Annotated in this window: 16 protein-coding genes; 3 read left to right on the forward strand and 13 right to left on the reverse strand. The window is 58.5% G+C overall.

Annotation, left to right across the window (positions count from 1 at the left end; all coding sequences use genetic code 11):
* Positions 1 to 15 precede the first annotated feature (15 nt).
* The 6 genes from rsmG to H3Z84_RS12450 form a co-directional block, all read right to left on the reverse strand.
* Positions 16 to 663 carry a 16S rRNA (guanine(527)-N(7))-methyltransferase RsmG gene (rsmG, locus tag H3Z84_RS12425; RefSeq protein ID WP_199457667.1) on the reverse strand — a complete coding sequence of 216 codons (648 nt, stop codon included), beginning with the start codon at positions 661 to 663 and terminating at the stop codon, positions 16 to 18.
* 1 nt (position 664) lies between these two features.
* Positions 665 to 2,551 (reverse strand): tRNA uridine-5-carboxymethylaminomethyl(34) synthesis enzyme MnmG, encoded by a 1,887-nt coding sequence (gene mnmG, locus H3Z84_RS12430; protein WP_199457668.1) that lies wholly within the window; start codon positions 2,549 to 2,551, stop codon positions 665 to 667.
* Between the two features lie 338 nt (positions 2,552 to 2,889).
* The gene (locus tag H3Z84_RS12435) at positions 2,890 to 4,185 is read right to left on the reverse strand and encodes an MFS transporter (protein ID WP_199457669.1); all 1,296 of its coding nucleotides are present in this window, start codon (positions 4,183 to 4,185) and stop codon (positions 2,890 to 2,892) included.
* Positions 4,185 to 7,331: an efflux RND transporter permease subunit gene (locus H3Z84_RS12440; RefSeq protein WP_199457670.1), complete on the reverse strand. Its 3,147-nt coding sequence runs from the start codon at positions 7,329 to 7,331 to the stop codon at positions 4,185 to 4,187. Before H3Z84_RS12440 ends, H3Z84_RS12435 begins: the two co-directional genes overlap by 1 nt.
* A gap of 3 nt (positions 7,332 to 7,334) precedes the next feature.
* Positions 7,335 to 8,429 (reverse strand): efflux RND transporter periplasmic adaptor subunit, encoded by a 1,095-nt coding sequence (locus tag H3Z84_RS12445; protein WP_199457671.1) that lies wholly within the window; start codon positions 8,427 to 8,429, stop codon positions 7,335 to 7,337.
* A gap of 30 nt (positions 8,430 to 8,459) precedes the next feature.
* Positions 8,460 to 9,029 (reverse strand): DUF3833 domain-containing protein, encoded by a 570-nt coding sequence (locus tag H3Z84_RS12450; RefSeq protein WP_036220016.1) that lies wholly within the window; start codon positions 9,027 to 9,029, stop codon positions 8,460 to 8,462.
* A gap of 246 nt (positions 9,030 to 9,275) precedes the next feature.
* Between H3Z84_RS12450 and H3Z84_RS12455 the strand changes: the two genes are divergently transcribed.
* Entirely contained in the window at positions 9,276 to 11,096 is a 1,821-nt protein-coding gene (locus tag H3Z84_RS12455; RefSeq protein ID WP_199457672.1) for an acyl-CoA dehydrogenase C-terminal domain-containing protein, read from the forward strand.
* Positions 11,097 to 11,240: 144 nt separating this feature from the next.
* Here H3Z84_RS12455 and H3Z84_RS12460 read toward each other — a convergent pair whose 3' ends face one another.
* From H3Z84_RS12460 to rpmH, 7 genes are all read right to left on the reverse strand, one after another.
* Complete coding sequence (locus tag H3Z84_RS12460; RefSeq protein WP_199457673.1) at positions 11,241 to 13,433, reverse strand: TonB-dependent receptor domain-containing protein; 2,193 nt, start codon at positions 13,431 to 13,433, stop codon at positions 11,241 to 11,243.
* A 137-nt stretch (positions 13,434 to 13,570) separates the two neighbouring features.
* Complete coding sequence (locus H3Z84_RS12465; RefSeq protein WP_199457674.1) at positions 13,571 to 14,230, reverse strand: DUF2959 domain-containing protein; 660 nt, start codon at positions 14,228 to 14,230, stop codon at positions 13,571 to 13,573.
* An 8-nt stretch (positions 14,231 to 14,238) separates the two neighbouring features.
* A complete protein-coding gene (gene mnmE / locus H3Z84_RS12470) occupies positions 14,239 to 15,609 on the reverse strand; it encodes a tRNA uridine-5-carboxymethylaminomethyl(34) synthesis GTPase MnmE (RefSeq protein WP_199457675.1) in 1,371 nt (456 codons plus the stop codon).
* A gap of 72 nt (positions 15,610 to 15,681) precedes the next feature.
* Positions 15,682 to 17,385, reverse strand: coding sequence for a membrane protein insertase YidC (gene yidC, locus H3Z84_RS12475; RefSeq protein WP_199457676.1), 1,704 nt, complete (start codon positions 17,383 to 17,385; stop codon positions 15,682 to 15,684).
* Between the two features lie 4 nt (positions 17,386 to 17,389).
* The gene (gene yidD, locus H3Z84_RS12480; RefSeq protein WP_082641126.1) at positions 17,390 to 17,674 is read right to left on the reverse strand and encodes a membrane protein insertion efficiency factor YidD; all 285 of its coding nucleotides are present in this window, start codon (positions 17,672 to 17,674) and stop codon (positions 17,390 to 17,392) included.
* Complete coding sequence (gene rnpA / locus H3Z84_RS12485; protein WP_199457677.1) at positions 17,674 to 18,096, reverse strand: ribonuclease P protein component; 423 nt, start codon at positions 18,094 to 18,096, stop codon at positions 17,674 to 17,676. Before rnpA ends, yidD begins: the two co-directional genes overlap by 1 nt.
* 15 nt (positions 18,097 to 18,111) lie before the next feature.
* A complete protein-coding gene (rpmH, locus tag H3Z84_RS12490) occupies positions 18,112 to 18,246 on the reverse strand; it encodes a 50S ribosomal protein L34 (RefSeq protein ID WP_008172542.1) in 135 nt (44 codons plus the stop codon).
* 641 nt (positions 18,247 to 18,887) lie between these two features.
* Here rpmH and dnaA point away from each other — a divergent pair.
* On the forward strand, positions 18,888 to 20,357 hold the full coding sequence (gene dnaA / locus H3Z84_RS12495; RefSeq protein ID WP_199457678.1) for a chromosomal replication initiator protein DnaA: 1,470 nt from the start codon (positions 18,888 to 18,890) through the stop codon (positions 20,355 to 20,357).
* Positions 20,358 to 20,409: 52 nt separating this feature from the next.
* Positions 20,410 to 21,513 carry a DNA polymerase III subunit beta gene (gene dnaN / locus H3Z84_RS12500; protein WP_058342178.1) on the forward strand — a complete coding sequence of 368 codons (1,104 nt, stop codon included), beginning with the start codon at positions 20,410 to 20,412 and terminating at the stop codon, positions 21,511 to 21,513.
* Positions 21,514 to 21,528 lie beyond the last annotated feature (15 nt).

The raw sequence follows: 21,528 nt of genomic DNA on the forward strand, positions 1-21,528 counted from the left end.
TCCTGCTGTTTCGGGTTACCGGGATTGGTCGGCCCGGGTGACGATCAGCAAATGCCGTTCGCCGTCTGCTCCGGGTACCTTCAGGGAATGGCTGGATTCTACCTGCCAGCCTTCCGGAAGGGCAGCCACTTCATCATCCGGATACAGACCTTTCATGGCAAGGAACTGGCCGTCATTCGCCAGCAAGCTGCCACACCAGCTAACCAGGTTCTCCAGCGCGGTAAAGGCGCGGCTGCTGATCTGGCTGAAAGGTTGTTCCGGCTGGCAATCTTCGGCCCGGCCGTGGATGACGTCAACGTTGGCCAGGCCCAGTTCCAGCACACACTGGTTGAGGAACCGGGTTTTCTTGCCATTGCTGTCGAGCAGGGTAAAGCACTTGTCCGGAAATACGATGGCCAGGGGAATGCCGGGCAGGCCGCCGCCGGCGCCTACGTCCAGCAGGTGGTCGGTGGTTACCCAGGGCATGATGCTGAGGCTGTCGAGCAACTGGCGCGACACCATGACCTGTTCATCCCTGACCGCGGTCAGGTTGTAGGCCTTGTTCCACTTGTTCAGCAGGGCCAGGAACGCCAGCAACTGAGCCTGCTGGCTGTCACTGAGGGCAACACCCATTTGCGCCAGGCCATCCTGCAGCTGGCTTTGCCATAGCTGTGGATAACTCATCTCAGGCGCTCTGCTTTTTCAACAGGTCACGCTTTTTCAGGTGTACCAGGATCTGGCTGACTGCCGCCGGGGTCACTCCCTGGATGCGGGAGGCCTGGGCCACGGTTTCCGGGCGCACATCCTTGAGCTTCTGTTTGATCTCGTTGGACAGGCCACCGATCACGTCGTAATCCAGATCCAGCGGCAGCGCGGTGTTCTCGTTCTTGCGCAGGCGCTCGATCTCGTCCGCCTGACGGGAGATGTAGCCTTCGTATTTGATCTCGATTTCCACCTGATCGGCTACATTGGGGTCTTCAGCCCGCTCGGCACTGATCTCGGCGATGTGGTCGTAGACAATTTCCGGCCGGCGCAGCAGCTCAGCCAGGGACTGGTCCCGGGTCATCGGCTGTTTCAGGTAGCCGTTGGCACGCTCGCCCGCTTCGGTGTTCGGGTGGATGCGGGTGCTTTCCAGGCGGCTGCGCTCTTTGGTTATGCCTTCGCACTTGTCGCTGAATTTCTGCCAGCGCTCGTCATCCACCAGGCCCAGCTTGCGGCCGGTTTCGGTCAGGCGCAGGTCGGCGTTGTCTTCCCGCAGGATCAGCCGGTATTCGGCGCGGCTGGTGAACATGCGGTACGGCTCCTGGGTGCCCATAGTGATCAGGTCGTCCACCAGCACGCCCAGATAGGCTTCGTCCCGGCGCGGGTACCACTCGTCTTTGTCCTGAGCCCGCAGCGAAGCGTTGATACCCGCCAGCAAGCCCTGGGCGCCGGCTTCTTCATAACCGGTGGTGCCGTTGATCTGGCCGGCAAAATACAGGCCCTGGATAAACTTGGTTTCCAGGGTATGGCGCAGGTCCTGCGGGTTCAGGTAGTCATACTCGATGGCGTAGCCCGGGCGCAGGATGTGGGCATTCTCGAAACCGGGAATGGAACGCACGGCCTTGAGCTGGATATCAAACGGCAGGCTGGTGGAAATGCCGTTCGGGTACAACTCGTTGGTGGTCAGGCCTTCCGGCTCCACAAAAATCTGGTGCGAGTCTTTATCGGCAAAGCGGTTGACCTTGTCCTCGATGGACGGGCAATAGCGCGGGCCCACGCCTTCGATGTTACCGGCGAACATGGGCGAGCGGTCAAAACCGCTGCGGATGATGTCGTGGGTTTCTTCGGTGGTGCGGGTCACGTAGCAGCAGATCTGCTCCGGATGCTCGTCACGGCTGCCGATAAACGACATCACCGGGGTCGGGTCGTCACCCCACTGCTGCTGCATCGCGGAGAAATCCACGGTGCGGGCGTCGATACGCGGCGGTGTACCGGTTTTCAGGCGGCCGACGTTGAACGGCAGTTCCCGCAGGCGCCTGGCCAGGGCATTGGCCGGCGCATCACCGGCACGGCCACCCGCGTGGTTCTGCATACCGATGTGGATAACTCCGCCGAGGAAGGTTCCGGTGGTCAGCACAACGGTCTTGGCGTTGAAGCGGATGCCGGTCTGGGTGACCACGCCTACTACCTGGTCGTTTTCCACAACCAGGTCGTCCGCGGCCTGCTGGAACAGGGTCAGGTTGGGCTGGTTTTCCAGCATGTGGCGAATGGCTGCCTTGTACAGAATCCGGTCAGCCTGGGCGCGGGTGGCGCGTACGGCCGGGCCCTTGCGGCTGTTGAGTACCCGGAACTGGATACCGGCCTGGTCTGTCGCCCGGGCCATGGCACCGCCGAGGGCGTCGATTTCCTTCACCAGGTGGCTCTTGCCGATGCCACCGATGGCCGGGTTGCAGGACATCTGCCCCAGGGTCTCAATGTTGTGGGTCAGCAGCAGGGTTTGCGAGCCCATGCGCGCAGCCGCCAACGCAGCTTCAGTGCCGGCATGGCCACCACCAATGACAATGACATCGAAACGGGTCGGAAACTCCACACTACACCTCGGAAATCGGGGAAAAAAACAGGGCGGCGAGTATAACGCCTCGCCCGGGAAATTACAGTCAGAATGTGCAAATTTTAACCAGAACTTCGGGTATCCGAAAGCCGCCAGGTGGGGGAACCGGGTACAACCCGGGTTCGGCGACCGGTTTTAATCTAGGTAAAAACCGAAACTATCGGTTTTTCAGAAGCTTGTAGCCGGCAGTTCAGAAAAGTTTTCAAGAAAGTTATCCACATTTACAAAGGCTTTTCAGACCCGGCTTTACGACTATAACTTACTGTTATTATTGCATTTATAAAAAACGATCCAACGGTTATCCGTAGCTTTTCCCATTAATTATCCACAGATTGGGCGGCACTGCGCCGGAGCCCCAGCACACTTACCCACACCAGCGCATTCACCAGGGATAAAATCAGGAAAAAGGTCGGGATTCCCAGGTCAAAGACCCCGAGCACCAGGATACCGGCAATGGCACTGGCCACCATGAACAGGGAATTGATCACATTCAGGGCAGCAATAATGCGGGCCCGCTTGTGATCCGGGGTTTCATACTGGATAAACGCATACAGCGGCACAATGAACAGGCCACCGCAGATGCCAATACCCACCAGGTCCAGCAACACCCGGATATACACAGGTTCCGTCATCAGGCTGAGCCAGGTGGACGGTTCCGGGTTGGCCGGTACCGCAAAGAACAGGTCAATGCCCAGCAAGGTCAGGCCCAGGGCGCCCCAGGGTACCGGCGCCAGGGTTATTCGATGCTTGGTCAGCCGTTCGCACAGCATGGAGCCTGCGGAGATACCCACAATGAACATGGCCAGCAGCAAGGTGACCACGGTTTCGTCACCCGCCAGCCAGGTTTTGGCAAAGTTGGGAAACTGGGTAAGGTACGCCGCGCCAAGGAACCAGAACCAGGAAATGGCGAGGATCGCCCCCAACACTTTGGGGCGTTCCCGGGCCACGGCCATCAGCCGCCAGGTTTCCAGCAAGGGCCGGAAACGCACCATCACTTCCGGTGCTTCATCCCGGGTATCCGGTACCTTGCGCGCCGCCAGGTAGCCCAGCACCGCCATCACCAGCACGGCCACAGCAGTAATACGTGCTGCCTGCTCGGCACCGGCGATAACACCGGCGGCAATGGTGCCCAGAAGAATGGCCACGAAGGTCCCCATGCTGACCAGGCCGTTGCCACCCACCAGTTCGTCGTTTGCCAGCACCCGGGGCAGGATGGAGTATTTCACCGGCCCGAAGAACGTGGACTGCGCGCCCATCAGGAACAACAACACCAGCAGCAGTTCGTACCAGCCAAACCACAAAGCCAGCGCCGCCAGGGACATGATGCCGATTTCCGCCGCCTTGACCCGGCGGATAATCCAGGCCTTTTCATAGCGGTCGGCCATCTGGCCGGCAATGCCGGAGAACAGGAAAAACGGCAGGATAAACAGGAAGGCGGCAATATTGACCACCACATTGATCGACAAGCCCATCAGGCCACCCGCCTGATAGGTGATCAGCAACAGCAGGGCATTCTTGTACAGGTTGTCGTTAAAGGCACCGGAAAACTGGGTCAGGTAGAACGGCAGAAACCGCCGCTGGCCCAGCAACCGGAACTGGCTGTGCACAGGCATCAGAACTCATCGGCCTTCTTTGCCGGGCTGCTTGCCAGGCCGGAGCCCCCGGACGGGCCGGCCGCCAGCCGGTCCAGCTCTTTTTCCACCGCGTTGGCAGACTTGGCGAACCGGGCCAGCAGGTTATACAGCACCGGGATAATAAACAGGGTCAGGGTGGTGGCGAAGATCAGCCCGCCCAGAATCACCATACCGATCGCCGCGCGGCTTTCGGCACCGGCCCCGGTGGCAATCACCAGGGGTACTGCACCAAACACAGTGGAGATGGTGGTCATCAGTACCGGGCGGAAGCGAAGCGTGGCGCCTTCCAGAATGGCATCCCGCACACTGTAACCTTTGTCCCGCAGCTGGTTGGCGAATTCCACGATCAGGATACCGTTCTTGGCCATCAACCCCAGCAACATGATGATCCCGATCTGGCTGTAGATGTTCAGGCTGATGCCGGACCAGGCCAGGGCAATCAGCGCACCAGTAACCGCCAGGGGCACCGACAGCATGATGATCATCGGGTGAATCCAGCTTTCAAACTGGGCCGCCAGCACCAGGAACACAATCACAAAGGCCAGGGCAAAGGTGATAAAGATGGCCGCCGAGGAATCCTCGAATTCCCGAGACAAGCCCTTGTAACTCAGCCGGGCTTCCGGCGGCAAGTTATCCACAGCCAGGTTATTCAGGTAATTCAGGGCCGTACCCAGATCGTAGCCATCGGCCAGGGAAGCGCTGATCACTACCGCCGGCAGGCGGTCGATCCGGCGCAGATCCGGGTTAGCGCCGATTTCCTCCACCGACACCAGGGCTTTCAGTGGGATCAGCTCCCCCCCTGCCCTCGGCCGCAGGAAAATCTGCTCCAGGTCATCCGGGGTGGCGCGATTGGCATCCTCGGCCTGGATAATCACATCGTACTCCTGGCCCCGGTCCAGGTAGGTGGTCACCTGTCGGGACGCCAGCATGGTCTGCAGGGTGAGCCCGACATCCTGCACGGTAATATCCAGGTCGGCCGCCCTGTCGCGGTCGATGTTCACCCGGAGTTCCGGGCGGGTAAGTTCGAAATCGGTATCCACATTCAGCAGGTTCGGGTTTTCCCTGGCCCGCTCCATGATCTCTTCACTCCAGGCCTGGACCGATTCGTAGTCCGGGCCGGCAATCACAAATTCCACCGGCTGGCTGAAGCCCCGCTGGCCAAGGCCTGGCGGGTTGATGACGTTGATGCGGGCACCGGATATATCCGACAGCTTGTCACGGATATCCGTAGTCACCTGCTGTTGCTTGATATTCCGCTGCTCCCAGGGCACCAACCCCATGATCATGAAGGCGCTGTCTTCTTCATCCCGGAAACCGACAATGGAAAGTAACCGCTCGGCGGTGCCCTCCTCCAGGTAGGTCAGCAACCGCTGCTCGGCCTGCTGCACGAAGTGGTCAGTATATTCGACGGTGGAGCCCCGGGGCGCACTGGTGGGCATGATGATTACGCCACGATCTTCAATGGGCGCCAGTTCCTGCGGCAAGCGGGGATAAATCACCGCTGCCACGATCAGCCCGGCAATCCCCAGGCCCAGCAACAGGCCGGGCTGGTTCAGGGAAAACTCCAGCAGGCGCTTGTAGCCGTTGCTCAGCCCATTGAGAACCTTTTCGCTGAAGGCCCAGAGCCGGTGGCCTTCCGCCGATTCCGGACTGTGGCGCAGCCACTTGGAACACAGCATCGGGGCCAGGGTGAGCGCCACCAGGCTGGAGAAGATCACCGCCGCCGCCAGGGTAAACCCGAACTCGGCAAACAACCGGCCCACGTTACCGCCCATAAACGAGATGGGCACAAACACCGCCACCAGCGTCAGGGTGGTGGCAATGACCGCAAAGGCAACCTGTTTGGCACCACGATAGGCCGCCAGCAACGGTGGCTCGCCTTCATCAATCCGGCGCTGGATGTTCTCCAGCATCACGATGGCGTCATCCACCACCAGGCCGATAGCCAGGATTACCGCCAGCAGGGTCAGTACGTTGATGGAAAAGCCCAGGAAGCCCAGGCCGATAAAGGCACCGATTACCGCCACCGGAATGGTGACCGCCGGAATCAGCGTGGCGCGCCAGGACCGCAGGAACAGGAAAATCACCAGGATGACCAGCGATACCGAGATCGCCAGAGTCACCAGCACTTCCTTGATGGAGGCACGGATAAAGATGGATTCGTCGTAGCTTTCGCTGATCGACACTTCCGGTGGCAGGGTTTCACGGATCTTGTCCAGCTCGGCCCGCACGCCGTCAGACACCGCAACGGTATTGGCCTTGGACTGGCGGATAACCCCCATGCCAATGGCCGTGCGGCCGGCAGCCCGCAGGCGGCCGATATCCGATTCCACACCCATCTGCACGTTGGCTACTTCACCCAGTCGCAGCAGGTCGTTGCCATCCCGGCGTACGACCAGGTTGCGGAATTCTTCCACTGTGGATAACCGGCCCTCGGCCCGCACGGTAAAGTTGCGGGTGGAGGAATCCACCGAGCCGGCGGGTAATTCCACGTTGTTGGCCCGCAGGGCCTGCTCGACTTCCGACACGGTGATATTGCGGGCCGCCAGCCGTTCCCGGTCAAGCCAGACCCGGATGGCATAGCGGCGTTCGCCACCGATGCGCACATCAGCCACGCCGTCCAGCACCGACAACCGGTCGCTCAGCACTCTGTCGGCAAAATCACTCAGTTCGGCGGCATCCCAGACTTCGCTGGTCAGAGTTATCCACATCATCGGCCGGGCATCGGAATCGGCCTTGCTAACCACCGGCGGATCGGCTTCGTCCGGCATCTGGTTCAACACCCGGGAGACCGCATCACGCACATCGTTGGCAGCAATGTCGATATCGCGGGACGTGTTGAACTCGATGGTGGTGCGGGATTCACCCTGCTCGGTGGAGGACTCAATAGAACGAATGCCTTCAATGCCGCTGATGGCACCTTCGATCACCTGGGTAATCTGGGTATCCACCACTTCGGCGGCGGCACCGGTGTAGTCGGTAGCTACGGAGACCACCGGCGGATCAATGTCCGGATATTCCCGAACCGGCAGGCCCATCAGGGCGGCCAGCCCGAACACAACAATCAGCAGGCTCAGAACCGTGGCGAAGACCGGGCGCTTGATGGAGACGTCTGACAGCACCATGGCTCAGGACCCCTGCACAGAGTCGAACCGGTTCTCCGGAATGGCACGATCTGACTCGATCACCCGAACCCGGTTGCCGGAACTCAGCCGGTCCTGGCCGGTAATAATCACCGCATCCTCCATGGTCAGGCCATCGGTGACTTCCACCCATCCGGGCAGGCGGCTGCCGGTTTTTACCGAAACCCGGCGGGCCTGGCCATCTTCGGCCACGAATACGTATTTCTGGTCGCCCCGCAGCATCACCGCCTGCTCCGGTACCACCAGGCCTTCCCGTTCCTGCAGGGTCAAAGAGGCGGACATAAACTGGCCCGGTCGCAAGCGGCCATCGGGGTTATCAATCAGGGCCCGCACCGCCAGGGTGCGGCTCAGCTCGCTGATGCGGGTAGCCAGCTCCACCAGCTCGCCTTCAAAGATTTCATCGGGGAATGCCGGAGAGGTGGCGCGCACCGGCTGGCCCAGCTGAACCTGGCCGACGAACCGCTCGGGCACTGCAAAGTTCAGTTCCAGCTGATCCGTGGAATCCAGGGTGGTAATCACAGTGCCGGCTTGCAGGTAGGCGCCCACACTGATGTCCGACAGCCCGACCACGCCGGAGAACGGCGCTTCAATCCGGTGGTTCTGAAGCCGGACCCGGGCTGCTTCGCGCTGGGCAATGGCAACATCCACCGCAGTTCTCAGCTCATCCACCTGGGACTGGGATACGCTGTTGTTGGCCCGCAGGCTGCGGGCCCGGTCATATTGCCGGCGGGCGTCTGCCAGCTGGGCTTCAATTACGGCCAGGTCGGCTGTCGCCTGGCGATCATCCAGCCGCACCAGTACATCACCTTGCTGCACCTTGCGCCCGGTTTGCAGGTTGAGTTCCACTACCCGACCGCTGACTTCGGTGGTCAGGGCCACCGCATCCATGGCATTCAGGTTGGCAACGGCCGATACCTCATCCCGCACCCTGCGCATTTCCGGTGCCGAGATATTTACCGTGGATGCCGTGGGTTCGTCTTCGGCTTCCGCATCAGCCGGGTCTTCCAGGCTCAGATACACGCCGGCACCTGCCACCACAACTCCGACCAACACAAGCGCCACCAGCCATTGCTTCCACATGGGTATCTGTTACCTGTCCGTATTCTGTTATCAGGATTGCGGAGCCGGCCCCGCGCCTTTTTTCTGGATCACCAGTACCACTTCCCCGACGTCCACACCCCACTTGCTCATGGTGGTCTGGTTGATCAGGGTATCGGGGGTAACCAGATACATCCAGTCGTCCATTCTGACATCAATCGTGCCATCGCCGTATGACACCCGCAGAACATAGTTCATGTGGATGGCATTGCCCTGCCAGCGCATGGTGCCCGGTTCAACGACATCGCCAGCCTCGGCGTGGTAGCCCTGCTCCGATGGCGTCAGGGTCCAGACCCGGGTCTGCTCTTCGCCATCATCGAAACGGAACACTTCATCCAGGGTGCCCACCCCGTTGTCGTCCCAGCTGGCCACGATATCCGCATCGAAGGTGCGGATGACCTCGCCGGAGAAGTCCTTGACCACACCCCGGGCAGAAAGTTCGCCGGTAAAGAACTGACTTGGCACCAGGTCTGGCCCGGTGCTCTGGTAATCATCCAGTGCGGGCCCGGCACAGCCTGCCAGCACCAGAGACATCAACAATATAAGACTCAACGGCCCCAGACCACTGGCCTTGGGTCGCATCCGGGAATTTTGCATGACTTTTACACTCCGGGTTAACGCCAGAACAGCCTGACAGTGCAGAGATCTACGGCCTGCTTACCGTTTCCGATCAGAAAATCGCCACTGCGTCATTTCAGCCAATTGTCCATTCTGACAGCCATTCAGGCGCTTTCCGTCAATGGCAGCCCCACGGGAATGCCGTAAAACTGCACTCATCCGGGCTTTCGGGCCCGCACGAATCGGACTGAGATTAAACGAGGACCGGCTATGCCTGTGTATAAAGCGCCCCTGCGGGACATGAAATTTCTGCTGAATGATGTATTCGACTACCCGACCCATTACCAGGGCCTGGCCTCCGGCGAAAACGCCACTCCGGACATTGTAGATGCAATCCTTACCGAGTGTGGCCGCTTCTGTGAAGAAGTGCTGAGCCCCCTGTACCAGAGCGGCGACGAAGAAGGCTGCAAGCTGGAAAATGGCGAAGTAATCACCCCCAAGGGCTACAAAGAAGCCTACCAGCAGTATGTGATGGGTGGCTGGCAGGGCTTGTCTGCCCCCGAAGAGTTTGGTGGCCAGGGCCTGCCCGCTTCCATGGGCCTGTTCAAGCAGGAAATGATGGGCACGGCCAACTGGTCGTTCTCCATGTACCCGGGGTTGTCGCTGGGTGCCATGAACACCATCTTCCTGCACGGTACGGACGAGCAGAAACAAACCTACCTGGTGCCTCTCACCGAAGGCCGCTGGGGCGGCACTATGTGCCTGACCGAGCCCCAGTGCGGCACCGACCTGGGCCAGGTGAAAACCAGGGCTGAACCCCAGGCCGATGGCAGCTACAAACTGACCGGCACCAAGATCTTTATCTCCTCCGGCGAGCATGACCTGACCGAGAACATTGTGCACATTGTCCTGGCCCGCCTGCCGGATGCCCCGAAAGGCACCAAGGGCATCAGCCTGTTCATTGTGCCCAAGTTCATGCCGGCCGCCGATGGCGGTGTCGGCGAGCGCAACGGCGTAAGCTGCGGCAGCCTGGAAAAGAAAATGGGTATCAAGGCGTCCGCTACTTGCGTAATGAACTTTGACGACGCCACCGGTTACCTGATCGGCCCGGAAAACCAGGGCCTGGAGTGCATGTTCACCTTTATGAACACCGCCCGGATTGGTACCGCCATTCAGGGTGTGGGGCCGGCTGAGCTGTCTTACCAGTGGGCTCTGGACTATGCCAAAGAACGCCGCTCCATGCGCGCGCTGTCTGGCAAGAAAGAGCCGGACCAGGTGGCCGACAGCCTGATTCACCACGCCGATGTTCGGCGCATGCTGCTGACCCAGAAAGCCATCGCCGAAGGTGGCCGGGCCATGCTCTATTACGCGGCCCGGGTAGCCGACCACATGGTGGAAGCCCATACCGCAGGTGATACTGAAAAAGCCGAGAGGTATGACGACAAACTCGGCTTCCTGACCCCGATCCTGAAAGGCTTCCTGACCGAACTGGGTTGTGAAGCGGCCAACCTGGGGATGCAGGTGTTCGGTGGCCACGGTTACATCCGTGAACACGGTATGGAACAGATCGCCCGCGATACCCGCATTGCCACCCTGTACGAAGGCACCACCGGTATCCAGGCCCTGGACCTGCTGGGCCGTAAGGTGTTGCTGATGACCCAGGGCGGCGCGGTGCGCGAGTTCACCTTCAAGGTGGCCAACTTTGCCCGCAAGCACCTGACCGACAAGCGCCTGCGCCCGATGGCGGTGGAGCTGCTGAAACTCACCGCCCAGTGGAACGTGCTGACGGTACGGGTGATGCTGGCGGCCCGCAAAGACCGGGATGTGGTCAGTGCAGCAGCCTACGACTTCCTGATGTACAGCGGCTACGTGAGCATGGCCTACATGTGGCTGCGCCAGTCCGCCGTGGCTGTGGATAAACTGGATAATGGCGGTGAAGAGTCTGAATCCTTCTACCAGACCAAGCTCAACACCGCCGAGTTCTACTACGAGCGCTTGCTGCCCCGGGCCCAGACCCATGCCACCAGCATGCTCAGCCCGACCCGCAGCCTGATGCAGATTGAAACCGAGAACATGGCCTTTACCGGGTAACCCCGGTAACTTCCGGTCCCGGGTTTTCCCGGGACTTTTTTCTTCCGGATCCGGGGCCTTGGAATCCCGGTTCCACAAAAAGGGGAAGCACCTGGCTTCCCCTTTCTACGTTGTCGGATTTTATTAACAGAAGCTGTGGATAACTTAGAAATCCACAGTGGCGGAAAGCCACAGGCGGCGGCCCTCTTCCACCGTCCCCCCGCTGGCCATGCCTCGGAACACGTAGATGTAATCGGATGCCCAGTCGGTTACCTGGTCACCGTCCGCGTTGATATAGCTGTAATTGCTGCCCTCGAGGAAATCCTTGTCAAACAGGTTGTAAATGGTCGCCGTCAGTCGAACCTTGTCGCTGGCCTGGTAAGAGCCACCCAGATGGAACAGCGCATAATCGCTCAGCTCTCCGACCTGTTGGTCAATGGCCAGCTCTTCCGTACTCAGGTTTTCCCGGGTTTTCAGGTAGCGGGTGCGCTCGCCCCGGTATTCACCAGACAGCCACAGCCCCAGTTTGGCTGTTGCCTGCCAGTTAAGCCGGGCGTGCAGCACATGCTCCGGTGTGTTGGTCAGCTTTTCACCCTTGTTCTCGCCGCTTTTCTGCTCGGAATCGGTGTAGGTGTAGTTGCCGCGAAGGCTCCAGTCTGGGGCAAACTGCCAGCTGGAGGCCAGCTCGATACCCCGGGTTTCCGCCTTGCCAATGTTATCCAGCTGATCGTAGGTGCCATCGGGAATCCGGGGATCACCGCTGATGGTCACTTCTGAGCCATCATCAATCTTGTCTTCAAAGCGTGTGAAAAACACGGTGGCATTGGCCTTGAAGCCCTCAAGGTTGTCAAAGTAGGCGCCGGCTTCGTAGTTGGTGCTCTTCTCCGGCTCCAGGTCCGGAGTACCGATGGTGATATCTTCACCCTGTCCTGTGACACCGTTGATGCCATCGTGGAGATCGTTGATGTCCGGCGTACGATACCCCTGACTGACCCCGCCCTTGAAGGTCCAGGACGGTGCGCTGTTCCACACCAGGTAGGCTCGTGGCGTAAAGTGGCCGGAGAAGGCATCGTGGTCTTCGTAGCGACCGCCCAGCGTCAGCGCCAGGTCGTCTCTCAGATACCACTCGTCTTCGGCAAAAACCGCCCAGGAATTCTGCTCAAAGGTCGTGTCGGCAATGCCGTCGGTCAATTCGGTGTCCCGGTACTGGGCCCCGAAGGTGGCGATATGGTTATCGGTTAGCGGAGCGACCAGCTTGGTGTCAAAGACGGTGTCTTTGGATTCCAGTTCCCGCTCGGCCCCTCCCACCAGGTTCTGGTAGGGGGCGTCGTAGGCAGCACCGATAATCCCCGGCAGGGTCCGGCCTTCGGTTTCGGTCACATTGTAGGTCAGGTCATTGCTCCAGGTGCCAAAGCCGAGCTGGCTTGAGTGACCCAGCGCCACCTGATCCCGGTTGAAACGCAGTTCATCGGAATAGCCGTTCGCCACACCAGGGTCGTCTCCACAACTGCGGTCCCGGCCATCCAGCGTACCAAGCTGACAGGACTCGTTGTTGTAAACCTGACGGCCCTGCTCCGCATCCAGATAGAACTCGTGGCCGGCGGCCGGCACCAGGGTCAGGCGGGCACCCAGGGTATGATTGCGGCCATCCACCGGTGCAACGCCGCGCTTGGGTGCCTCGCTACCGTCTTCAAAGTCCAGGTCGGCTGCTTCCCGGTCAAGCACGCTGCCTCGCACGGCCAGCCCCAATACGTTCTCGATCAACGGACCGCTGGTGTAGAAACTGGTCTTGCCGGTATCACCGTAGTCCCGGTTTTCCTGGAAGGTATGCTCCAGGGTGACCGAGCCGGTCCACTCATCCGAGACTTTCTTGGTGATGATGTTGACCACACCGCCGATGGCATCAGAACCATAGAGAGTAGACATGGGGCCACGAATGACTTCGATACGCTCAATGGCGGAAAGGGGCGGAATGAAACTGGTGGAGGTGTCGCCGAATCCGTTCGGGGTAACGTCACCCGGTGGGTTCTGGCGACGGCCATCAATAAGGATCAGGGTGTATTCACTGGGCAGGCCCCGGATACTGACGTTCAGGCCGCCGGTTTTGCCGGTGCTCTGGCGGACATCCACGCCCTCTACCGTTTCGAGTGCTTCCCCCAGGTTGGAAAACTGACTCTGCTGCAGGCTTTGCTGATTGATCACACTGATGCTCGCCGGTGCATCGGTAACCTTCTGCTCAAAACCGGCGGCGGAGACCACCAGCTCGTCCATTTGCACCGGCTGCGCAGTGGCCTGCAGTGAATAACCGGCAGAGATTACCGCAACCGAGGTCGCCAGCAATGAAGACCTGAACACCATGTGTCGCTCCCAAAAATTAAGCAATGAATTTCAGGAGCGAATGATATTTGTTATCAATTGAGAATTACAGCAAGTTAACTGGAACAATTTGTGCCAAAAACTGGAACAATTACGCCGTCGCCACTTTTCCGCCGGGGTTACTGATCCCGGAAGCGGCGGATAAAGGCTTCGGATTCGGCAATGGAGGCTTCCATGTTGCGGATCAGGCTGTCGACATCACTGCGGATTTTACCCAGCTCCGTTTCCAGCGCACCGATGGCCTGGGCATTCAGGTTGTGCTTGAGGTACAACACCTGGTCTTCAAACGCCTGAAGCACCGGATCCATGCGGGATTCCGCCTGGTGCATCCGGTTAATCAGCTGCCCGTACTGATTGCGGGTTTCCTGAAGTTGCTGCGCGCTGCTGCGGCGCAGGGATGCGCTTTCGTACAGGTCCAGCTCGTCTTCCCACTCCGCAAACAGGGCACCCGCCACATCCTCGACGCTGTCGATCCGGTCCCGGACTTTCTCGGCAGCACCTTCGCTGTCTTCATAGGCATCGCGGATTTCTTCGTACTTCGCCTTCAGTTCAGTGTCGGGAATGGCCACCACACTCTGGAACCGTTCCAGCGACGAGCGGAAGGTTTCCTGGGCATCTGTCTGGGCATCCCGGGCATTCTCGACCCGGTCGACCAGGATATCGCGCTTCTCAAACCCGAGCTTTTCCATGGTGTTGTAGTACACGGTGCTGCAGCCGGTCAGCACCAGCGCCGCGAACAGAGTGAATATGCCAATGGTGTTCAGGGAGTTGTTTTTCATGGTTGTTCCTATTTTCCGATGCAGAAGCTGCTGAAAATCTTACCCAAAAGCTCGTCCGGCGTCAGATGCCCGGTGATTTCCCCCAGGGCATCCTGGGCTGCCCGCAGGTCTTCCGCCAGTAGTTCCCCCGCACCATAGCCTTCAAGCTGGGACTGGCCCTGGAGCAAGGAATCCCGTGCCCGTTCGAGCGCATCCAGGTGCCGGCGCCGGGCCAGGAAGCCGCCTTCGGTGGTGCTGGCAAAGCCGATGCACTCTTTCAGGTGGTCCCGAAGTACTTCCAGGCCTTCCGCAGCCTTGGCGGCAAGCCGGATAACCGGTGCGGTTTGATGCGGCTCTGCGGTGATACCCACAGCTTCACCGGACAAATCCACCTTGTTGCGAATGACGGTGACCGGTGCGCTGGCGGGCAGCTGGTCGATAAAGTCCGGCCAGATTTCATGGGGTTCGGTTTTGCCGGTGGTGGTGGCATCCACCATCAGCAGGATGCGGTCGGCCTGGCGGATTTCTTCCCAGGCCCGGGCAATGCCGATGCGTTCCACTTCATCCGGGCTGTCCCGCAGGCCGGCCGTGTCGATGATATGCAGCGGCATGCCATCAATGTGGATATGTTCCCGCAACACATCCCGGGTAGTGCCTTCGATAGCGGTCACAATCGCCGCTTCCCGGCCCGCCAGGGCATTGAGCAGGCTGGATTTTCCGGCATTGGGTCGGCCCGCAATCACTACTTTCATGCCGTCCCGCAAAATAGTGCCTTGCTGGGCTTCGCCCAGGATCTGCTCTACCTGTTCCAGCAGGTTCTGAAGGTCGGTTGCCACCTTGCCATCCGCAAGGAAGTCGATCTCCTCTTCCGGAAAATCGATGGCCGCTTCCACGTAAATGCGCAGATGGGTGATAGCCTCCACCAGGTTATCCACACGCTTGGAGAATACCCCCTGCATGGAACGGACGGCGCATCGGGCGGCCTGTTCCGAGCTGCTTTCGATCAGATCGGCAATGGCTTCGGCCTGGGCCAGGTCCAGCTTGTCATTCAGGAAGGCTCTTTCGGAGAATTCACCGGGGCGGGCCAGCCGGGCACCCAGGCTGCAGACTTCCCGCAACAGGATATCCAGGATCACGGTACCGCCGTGGCCCTGTAGTTCGAATACATCCTCGCCGGTAAAGGAGTTCGGATTGGGGAAGTACAGGCCGATGCCTTCATCGATCAGTTCACCCTGTTGGTCCCGGAACGGACCGTAATGGGCATATCGGGGTCTGGGCTCGAAGCCCAGCATGGCGCGGGCTATGGTCATGGCTTTTGGGCCGGACACCCGAACAATACCTACACCGGCCTGGCCCGGAGCAGTGGCAATGGCGGCGATGGTGTCTGTAGCTGGCTGCATCTTCATTTTCCCGGGATAGAAAAAACAAAGGCTCCCCAAGGGAGCCTTTGTCAGGTCAGAAGGACTGTTAAATCAGTACTTCTTGCCTGCAGTTTCCGCTTCGATCTTGCGGGTAATGTACCACTGCTGGGAGATCGAAAGAATGTTGTTCACCAGCCAGTACAGTACCAGGCCTGCCGGGAACCACAGGAAGAACACAGTAAAGATCAGCGGCATCAGCTTCATGATCTTGGCCTGCATGGGATCCGGCGGTGTCGGGTTCAGGCTCATCTGGATGAACATACTGGCACCCATCAGGATCGGCAGGATGAAGTACGGGTCCATCTGGGACAGATCCTGGATCCACAGCATGAACGGCGCGTGGCGCAGCTGCACACTTTCAAACAGTACCCAGTACAGGGAAATGAACACCGGCATCTGAACCAGGATCGGCAGACAGCCACCCAGCGGATTGATTTTTTCCCGCTTGTACAGGGCCATCATTTCCTGGGACATGCGCTGGCGGTCGTCGCCATAGAGTTCCTTCAGGCGGGTCAGCTGCGGAGCGACCGCACGCATCTTGGCCATGGACTTGTAACTGGTGGCAGACAGGTGGAAGAACACCGCCTTTACCAGAACCGTCAGCAGGATAATGGCCACACCCCAGTTACCCACCAGGCCATAGAACCATTCCAGGATGATGAACAGCGGCAGGGAGATGAAGAACAACCAGCCGAAATCAACGGTGCGGTCCAGGTTGGGTGCCAGGGCTTCCAGGCGATCAATGATCTTCGGGCCCACGTAGGCGGTTGCGCCAATTTCCGCGGTATCACCGGCAGCCACCGTGGTGGCGGGGTAAACAAAGCCCATCACGTGCAACTGATCCCGACGGGTACTCTGGAACTGGGCTGTCTGATCACGGTCAGGAACCCAGGCGGTCAGGAAGTAGTGCTGCAGAAACGCCAGCCAGCCGTTGGTAACAGACTGGTTGATGCGGTTTTCGGATAGATCATCAAAGTCGTATTTTTCGTAGGGGTCTTCCGGCGTACTGACCACCATACCCAGATAGGCCTTGATACCCATGCTGGCCTGGGAAGTGGGGTCCGGAGCCTGGTCACGAACGATTTTGCCGGTAAAGTTGCCCTGCCAGTCGGATTCCGAGTTGTTGCTGATCAGGTAACGGACACCGATTTCGTAGCTGTCCCGGGCCAGTTGGTAACGCTTGGTGATAGCCACGCCCTGATCGGTGGTGAAGGTCAGGTCGATGTTGAGTTCGTCCTGGCCTTCAGATAATTCGAACTCGCTGCTTTCAGCGTTGAATACCGGAGCCTGGGAGGCGTTACGGCCATCCGGACCATCACGGCCGATCAGTCCGCTTTCCAGCAGGTAGGTACGGGTCTGGGTGCTGGACAACAGTTTCAGGGGTTGTTCGCTGTTGAGGGATTCGTCGTACTGGAGCAGTGAACTTTCCACCACGTTGCCGCCAATGCGGTCAATCTTCAGCTGGAAAACGTCGGTGGTTACGGTGATGTAGCGGTTGCTGACTGAACCTTCCGCAGCTGCAGACGTTGACGACAGGCTACCGGTTTCCGGTGTCGCGAATTCATCGTTGCCTGATGCTGTCGATCCGGACTCCGGCAACACCATATCGTCTGCCATTGCGTTGCCGTTAACGGAGGACTCAGCCTCTACCACCTGGGTAGTTTGCGGCTGGTTATAATCTTCGTTCCAGGCTAGCACCATCAGGTAACTGACAATCGCAAGACCGGCAAACAAAACGATGCGTTGAATATCCATAAACTTAGGGTCTGGTCTGAGTAGTGGTGTGAGTGGATTCAGTCAGGTTGCCGGTTGGCTCTGGAGCAACGTGCCCGGTTCCCGGTACAGGATCATAACCGCCTTCGGCCCAGGGATGACATCTGAGTAGACGCGCACCTGCCAGGTAACTGCCTTTGAGAGCGCCATGATGCTGAATGGCTTCGACAGCGTATTGTGAACAGGTAGGGTAGTGCCGGCAATGGCTCGCCATCATTGGAGAGATGGCATATTGGTAGAACCGGATGGGTAAAAGCAGTAATTGGCGCATCAATCTGTACCTCGGGACGTCGCGTCTGAGCCCTCAGACGTTGATTTTCGGTACGTTTTTTCGAGTTGCTTGTTGAACTGCTTTTTCACTCTGCGCCAGATATCGTCCAAAGCGGAATGCACCGCTGGATTTTCCAGCTGGGCAAGGCCTTGTCTGCCAAGAACAATAATGTCCAGGGCGGGTAAATCCTGCTGATTTCTGAAGGTTTCCCGTACCTGGCGTTTGATCCGGTTTCTCTGGACCGCCAGTTTCAGGTTTTTCTTCGAGAAAATCAGTCCGACCCTGGCGTGACCCAGATTATTGGGAGCAGCCAGGATCAGAAAATTCTTGTGCGGAACTTTCAGCTGTACGCCATCGAAGACCTTGCTGTAGTCCGAAGGTTTCAACAGTCGATGAGACTTCGGAAACGTCAAAGCCTTCATGAGGCGAGCGTAAAGTTACGCAGACAGACGTGCGCGGCCTTTGGCACGACGACGGGAAATTACCTTACGGCCGTTCGCAGTCGCCATACGGGCACGGAAACCGTGAACACGCTTGCGCTTCAGGACGCTTGGCTGGAATGTTCTTTTCATGGTGATGATCTCACAAATCGTCAATGGACATTGGTAACTGGCTGGAAAATAGACAGCCAAAACAGGAGCGGCATTCTAGTCAAATCCTGAGACAAGTTCAATGTTTGAGCGACAGGTAAAGCAAGTTTTCCGTATGGGTAAAACCCGCAAGGCTCACTAACAGAATCTATAAGTCTTTTTTAAATTCTTTCAAAGATTATTTATTACTGTTATTACGCACCATGATTTCTGTGGAAAAGCCTAAAAATCTCAACAGAAACAAAAAAATAGAATAATGATAAGGCTTGTGACAGGTGGCTCTGAGCCCTGTGGAGAACACCCTGTCGAATTGTGAACAAGTCCGGTTCGGAATCAGGGAGCGAGTTATCCATGGTTCGGTCAAGGTGTTGCACACAGGGTTGAAGCGGTGGTTTACACAGAGCCCTGTGTATAACTTTTTTTCAGGGGTTTTCTGTACACAAGGCTGTAGATAGGTTTGTAAGAATTTGAAACTGAAAATAAAAAGTTTCCACAGGCTGTTCATGACCTGCACAGCCGGCCTTTTACTGAACCCCGGCTCGGGGTAGAATCCGGGGTCACCTTGAGCAACGGGAAAGCCCTTTCCGGTGTAAGAACAGTCAGGTAGTCGGGAGCAGGCGGTCGTGCCGAACAGTATGTGGCATCAATGTCTTGAAGTACTCCGGGATGAATTTCCCGCACAGCAGTTTAATACCTGGTTGAGGCCCCTCCAGTCGGATCAGCGCGAAGGGCAGTTGATGCTGTTCGCCCCCAACCGTTTTGTGATGGATTGGGTGAATGAAAAATACCTGCGCCGTATAGAAGAAGTATTAAAGGAGCTGGGAGGCGGTCAGGCCCCCCGGGTTCAGATGAAAGTGGGGTCTGCCCCCAAGGCGAGCGAGCCGGTGGTGCGTTCGGTGGCCGAGCCGGTTCCGGAACGCCTGGCTGATGAAACCGGCGAGACCGTTACTGAAGAAGAGAAAAGCGTGGCGGCTACGGTGGCCAGTCCGCGCCAGGCGCCAGGCAGCACGTCTGCCGGCAGGACCGGTGGTAACGAACGGCGCCCGGTGCAGGTTGAGGGTGATATCAAGCACCAGAGTTTCCTGAACGAAACCTTTACCTTCGATACCTTTGTAGAAGGTAAATCCAACCAACTGGCCCGCGCGGCCTCCATGCAGGTGGCAGAGAACCCCGGTGGCGCCTATAACCCGTTGTTCCTTTATGGTGGCGTAGGCCTGGGTAAAACCCACCTGATGCACGCCATCGGTAACGAGATTGTCCGTCGCAACCCGAAGGCCAAGGTGGCATACCTGCGCTCGGAACGGTTTGTGGCCGATATGGTCAAGGCGCTGCAGCTGAACGCCATCAACGAATTCAAACGCTACTACCGCTCGGTCGATGCCTTGCTGATCGACGATATACAGTTCTTCGCCCGCAAGGAGCGTTCCCAGGAAGAGTTTTTCCACACCTTTAATGCGCTGCTTGAGGGTGGCCAGCAGGTGATTGTGACCTGTGACCGTTTCCCGAAAGAAATCGTGGATATGGAAGAGCGGCTGAAATCCCGGTTCGGCTGGGGCCTGACGGTGATGGTCGAGCCGCCGGAGCTGGAAACCCGGGTCGCGATTCTGATGAAGAAGGCCGAGCAGGCCAATGTGAAGCTGAGCAGCGAAGCGGCGTTTTTCATTGCCCAGAAAATACGCTCCAATGTCCGGGAGCTTGAAGGCGCACTGCGTTTGGTGATAGCGAATGCTCACTTCACTGGCTCTGAGATTACCCCGCCGTTTATCCGGGAAAGCCTGAAAGACCTGCTGGCACTGCATGAAAAGCAGGTCAGTATTGATAATATCCAGCGCACCGTGGCGGAGTATTACAAGATCAAGGTATCGGACCTGTTGTCCAAGCGCCGGACCCGTACCGTCACCCGGCCCCGCCAGGTGGCGATGTCCCTGGCCAAGGAACTGACCAACCACAGTTTGCCGGAAATTGGCGATGCCTTTGGCGGCCGGGACCACACCACGGTGCTGCACGCCTGCAAGAAGATAATCGAGTTGCAGGAAACCGATCCGGGCATCCGGGAAGACTACCAGAACTTTATGAGACTGCTGACCACCTGACCGGGGTGGCAAAACCAATAACATTCACTTCCGATAACTGAAGCCGAGTGCCATGAAACTGACAATCAGCCGTGAATCCCTGCTCACCCCGCTGCAAAGCATTGCGGGCGTTGTGGAAAAGAAACAGACCATGCCGGTGCTGTCCAACGTGTTGTTGGAAGCGGAAGACAATACCCTGACGCTGACCGGTACCAATATGGAAGTGGAGCTGGTAGGCCGGGTAACCCCGGTACATGTGGACCAGCCTGGCAGGATCACGGTTCCGGCCCGCAAGCTGTCGGATATCTGTCGCGCCCTTGGCGACGAGGCCCCGATTGACCTGGCTTTGGAAGGTGACCGCCTGCATGTGCGCGCGGGTAATTCCCACTTCACCCTGTCTACATTGCCGGCGGAGCATTTCCCGAACGTGGAAGACGAGCCGGAAAGTTTCCGCCTGGAGTTGCCCCAGAAGGAACTCGGCCGTATGTTCGACGCCACCGCCTTCGCCATGGCCCAGCAGGATGTGCGTTATTACCTGAACGGTCTGTTACTGGAAGTGGACAGCGGCCATGTCCGTGCCGTGGCTACCGACGGCCACCGCCTCGCCATGGCTCACTGTGATCTGCAGACCGGTTGTCCGGACCTGCGCCAGGTGATTGTGCCGAGAAAAGGGGTGCTTGAGCTGGCCCGCCTGCTGGATGACGACGAGTCGCCCGTCACCCTGGTGATCGGCGATAACCACCTCCGGGCCACGGTGGGTGCGTACACCTTTACCTCCAAGCTGATTGAAGGCAAGTTTCCGGACTACAACCGGGTTATTCCCCGTGGCGGCGACAAGATTGTCCTGGCCGATCGCGCGACCCTGAAGAATACCCTGCAGCGGGCCGGTATTTTGTCCCACGAAAACATTCGCGGCGTACGCCTGAACCTGTCCCCGGGACAGTTGCAGGTATTTGCCAACAACCCGGACCAGGAACAGGCCGAAGATGCACTGCCGGTAGACTACCAGGGCGAATCCCTGCAGATCGGTTTCAATGTAGGCTACCTGGTGGATGTGATGAACGTCCTGGACGATGCCCAGGTGAAGATCACTCTGTCTAATCCAAACAGCAGTGCGCTGATTGAAGCCGAAAATGACAACAGCTGTCTGTATGTTGTCATGCCCATGCGGCTGTAATTATTTCCGGAGGAC

Origin of the sequence: Marinobacter sp. bablab_jr003 (genome assembly GCF_016464245.1) — a bacterium.
GTDB classification, from domain to species: domain Bacteria; phylum Pseudomonadota; class Gammaproteobacteria; order Pseudomonadales; family Oleiphilaceae; genus Marinobacter; species Marinobacter vinifirmus.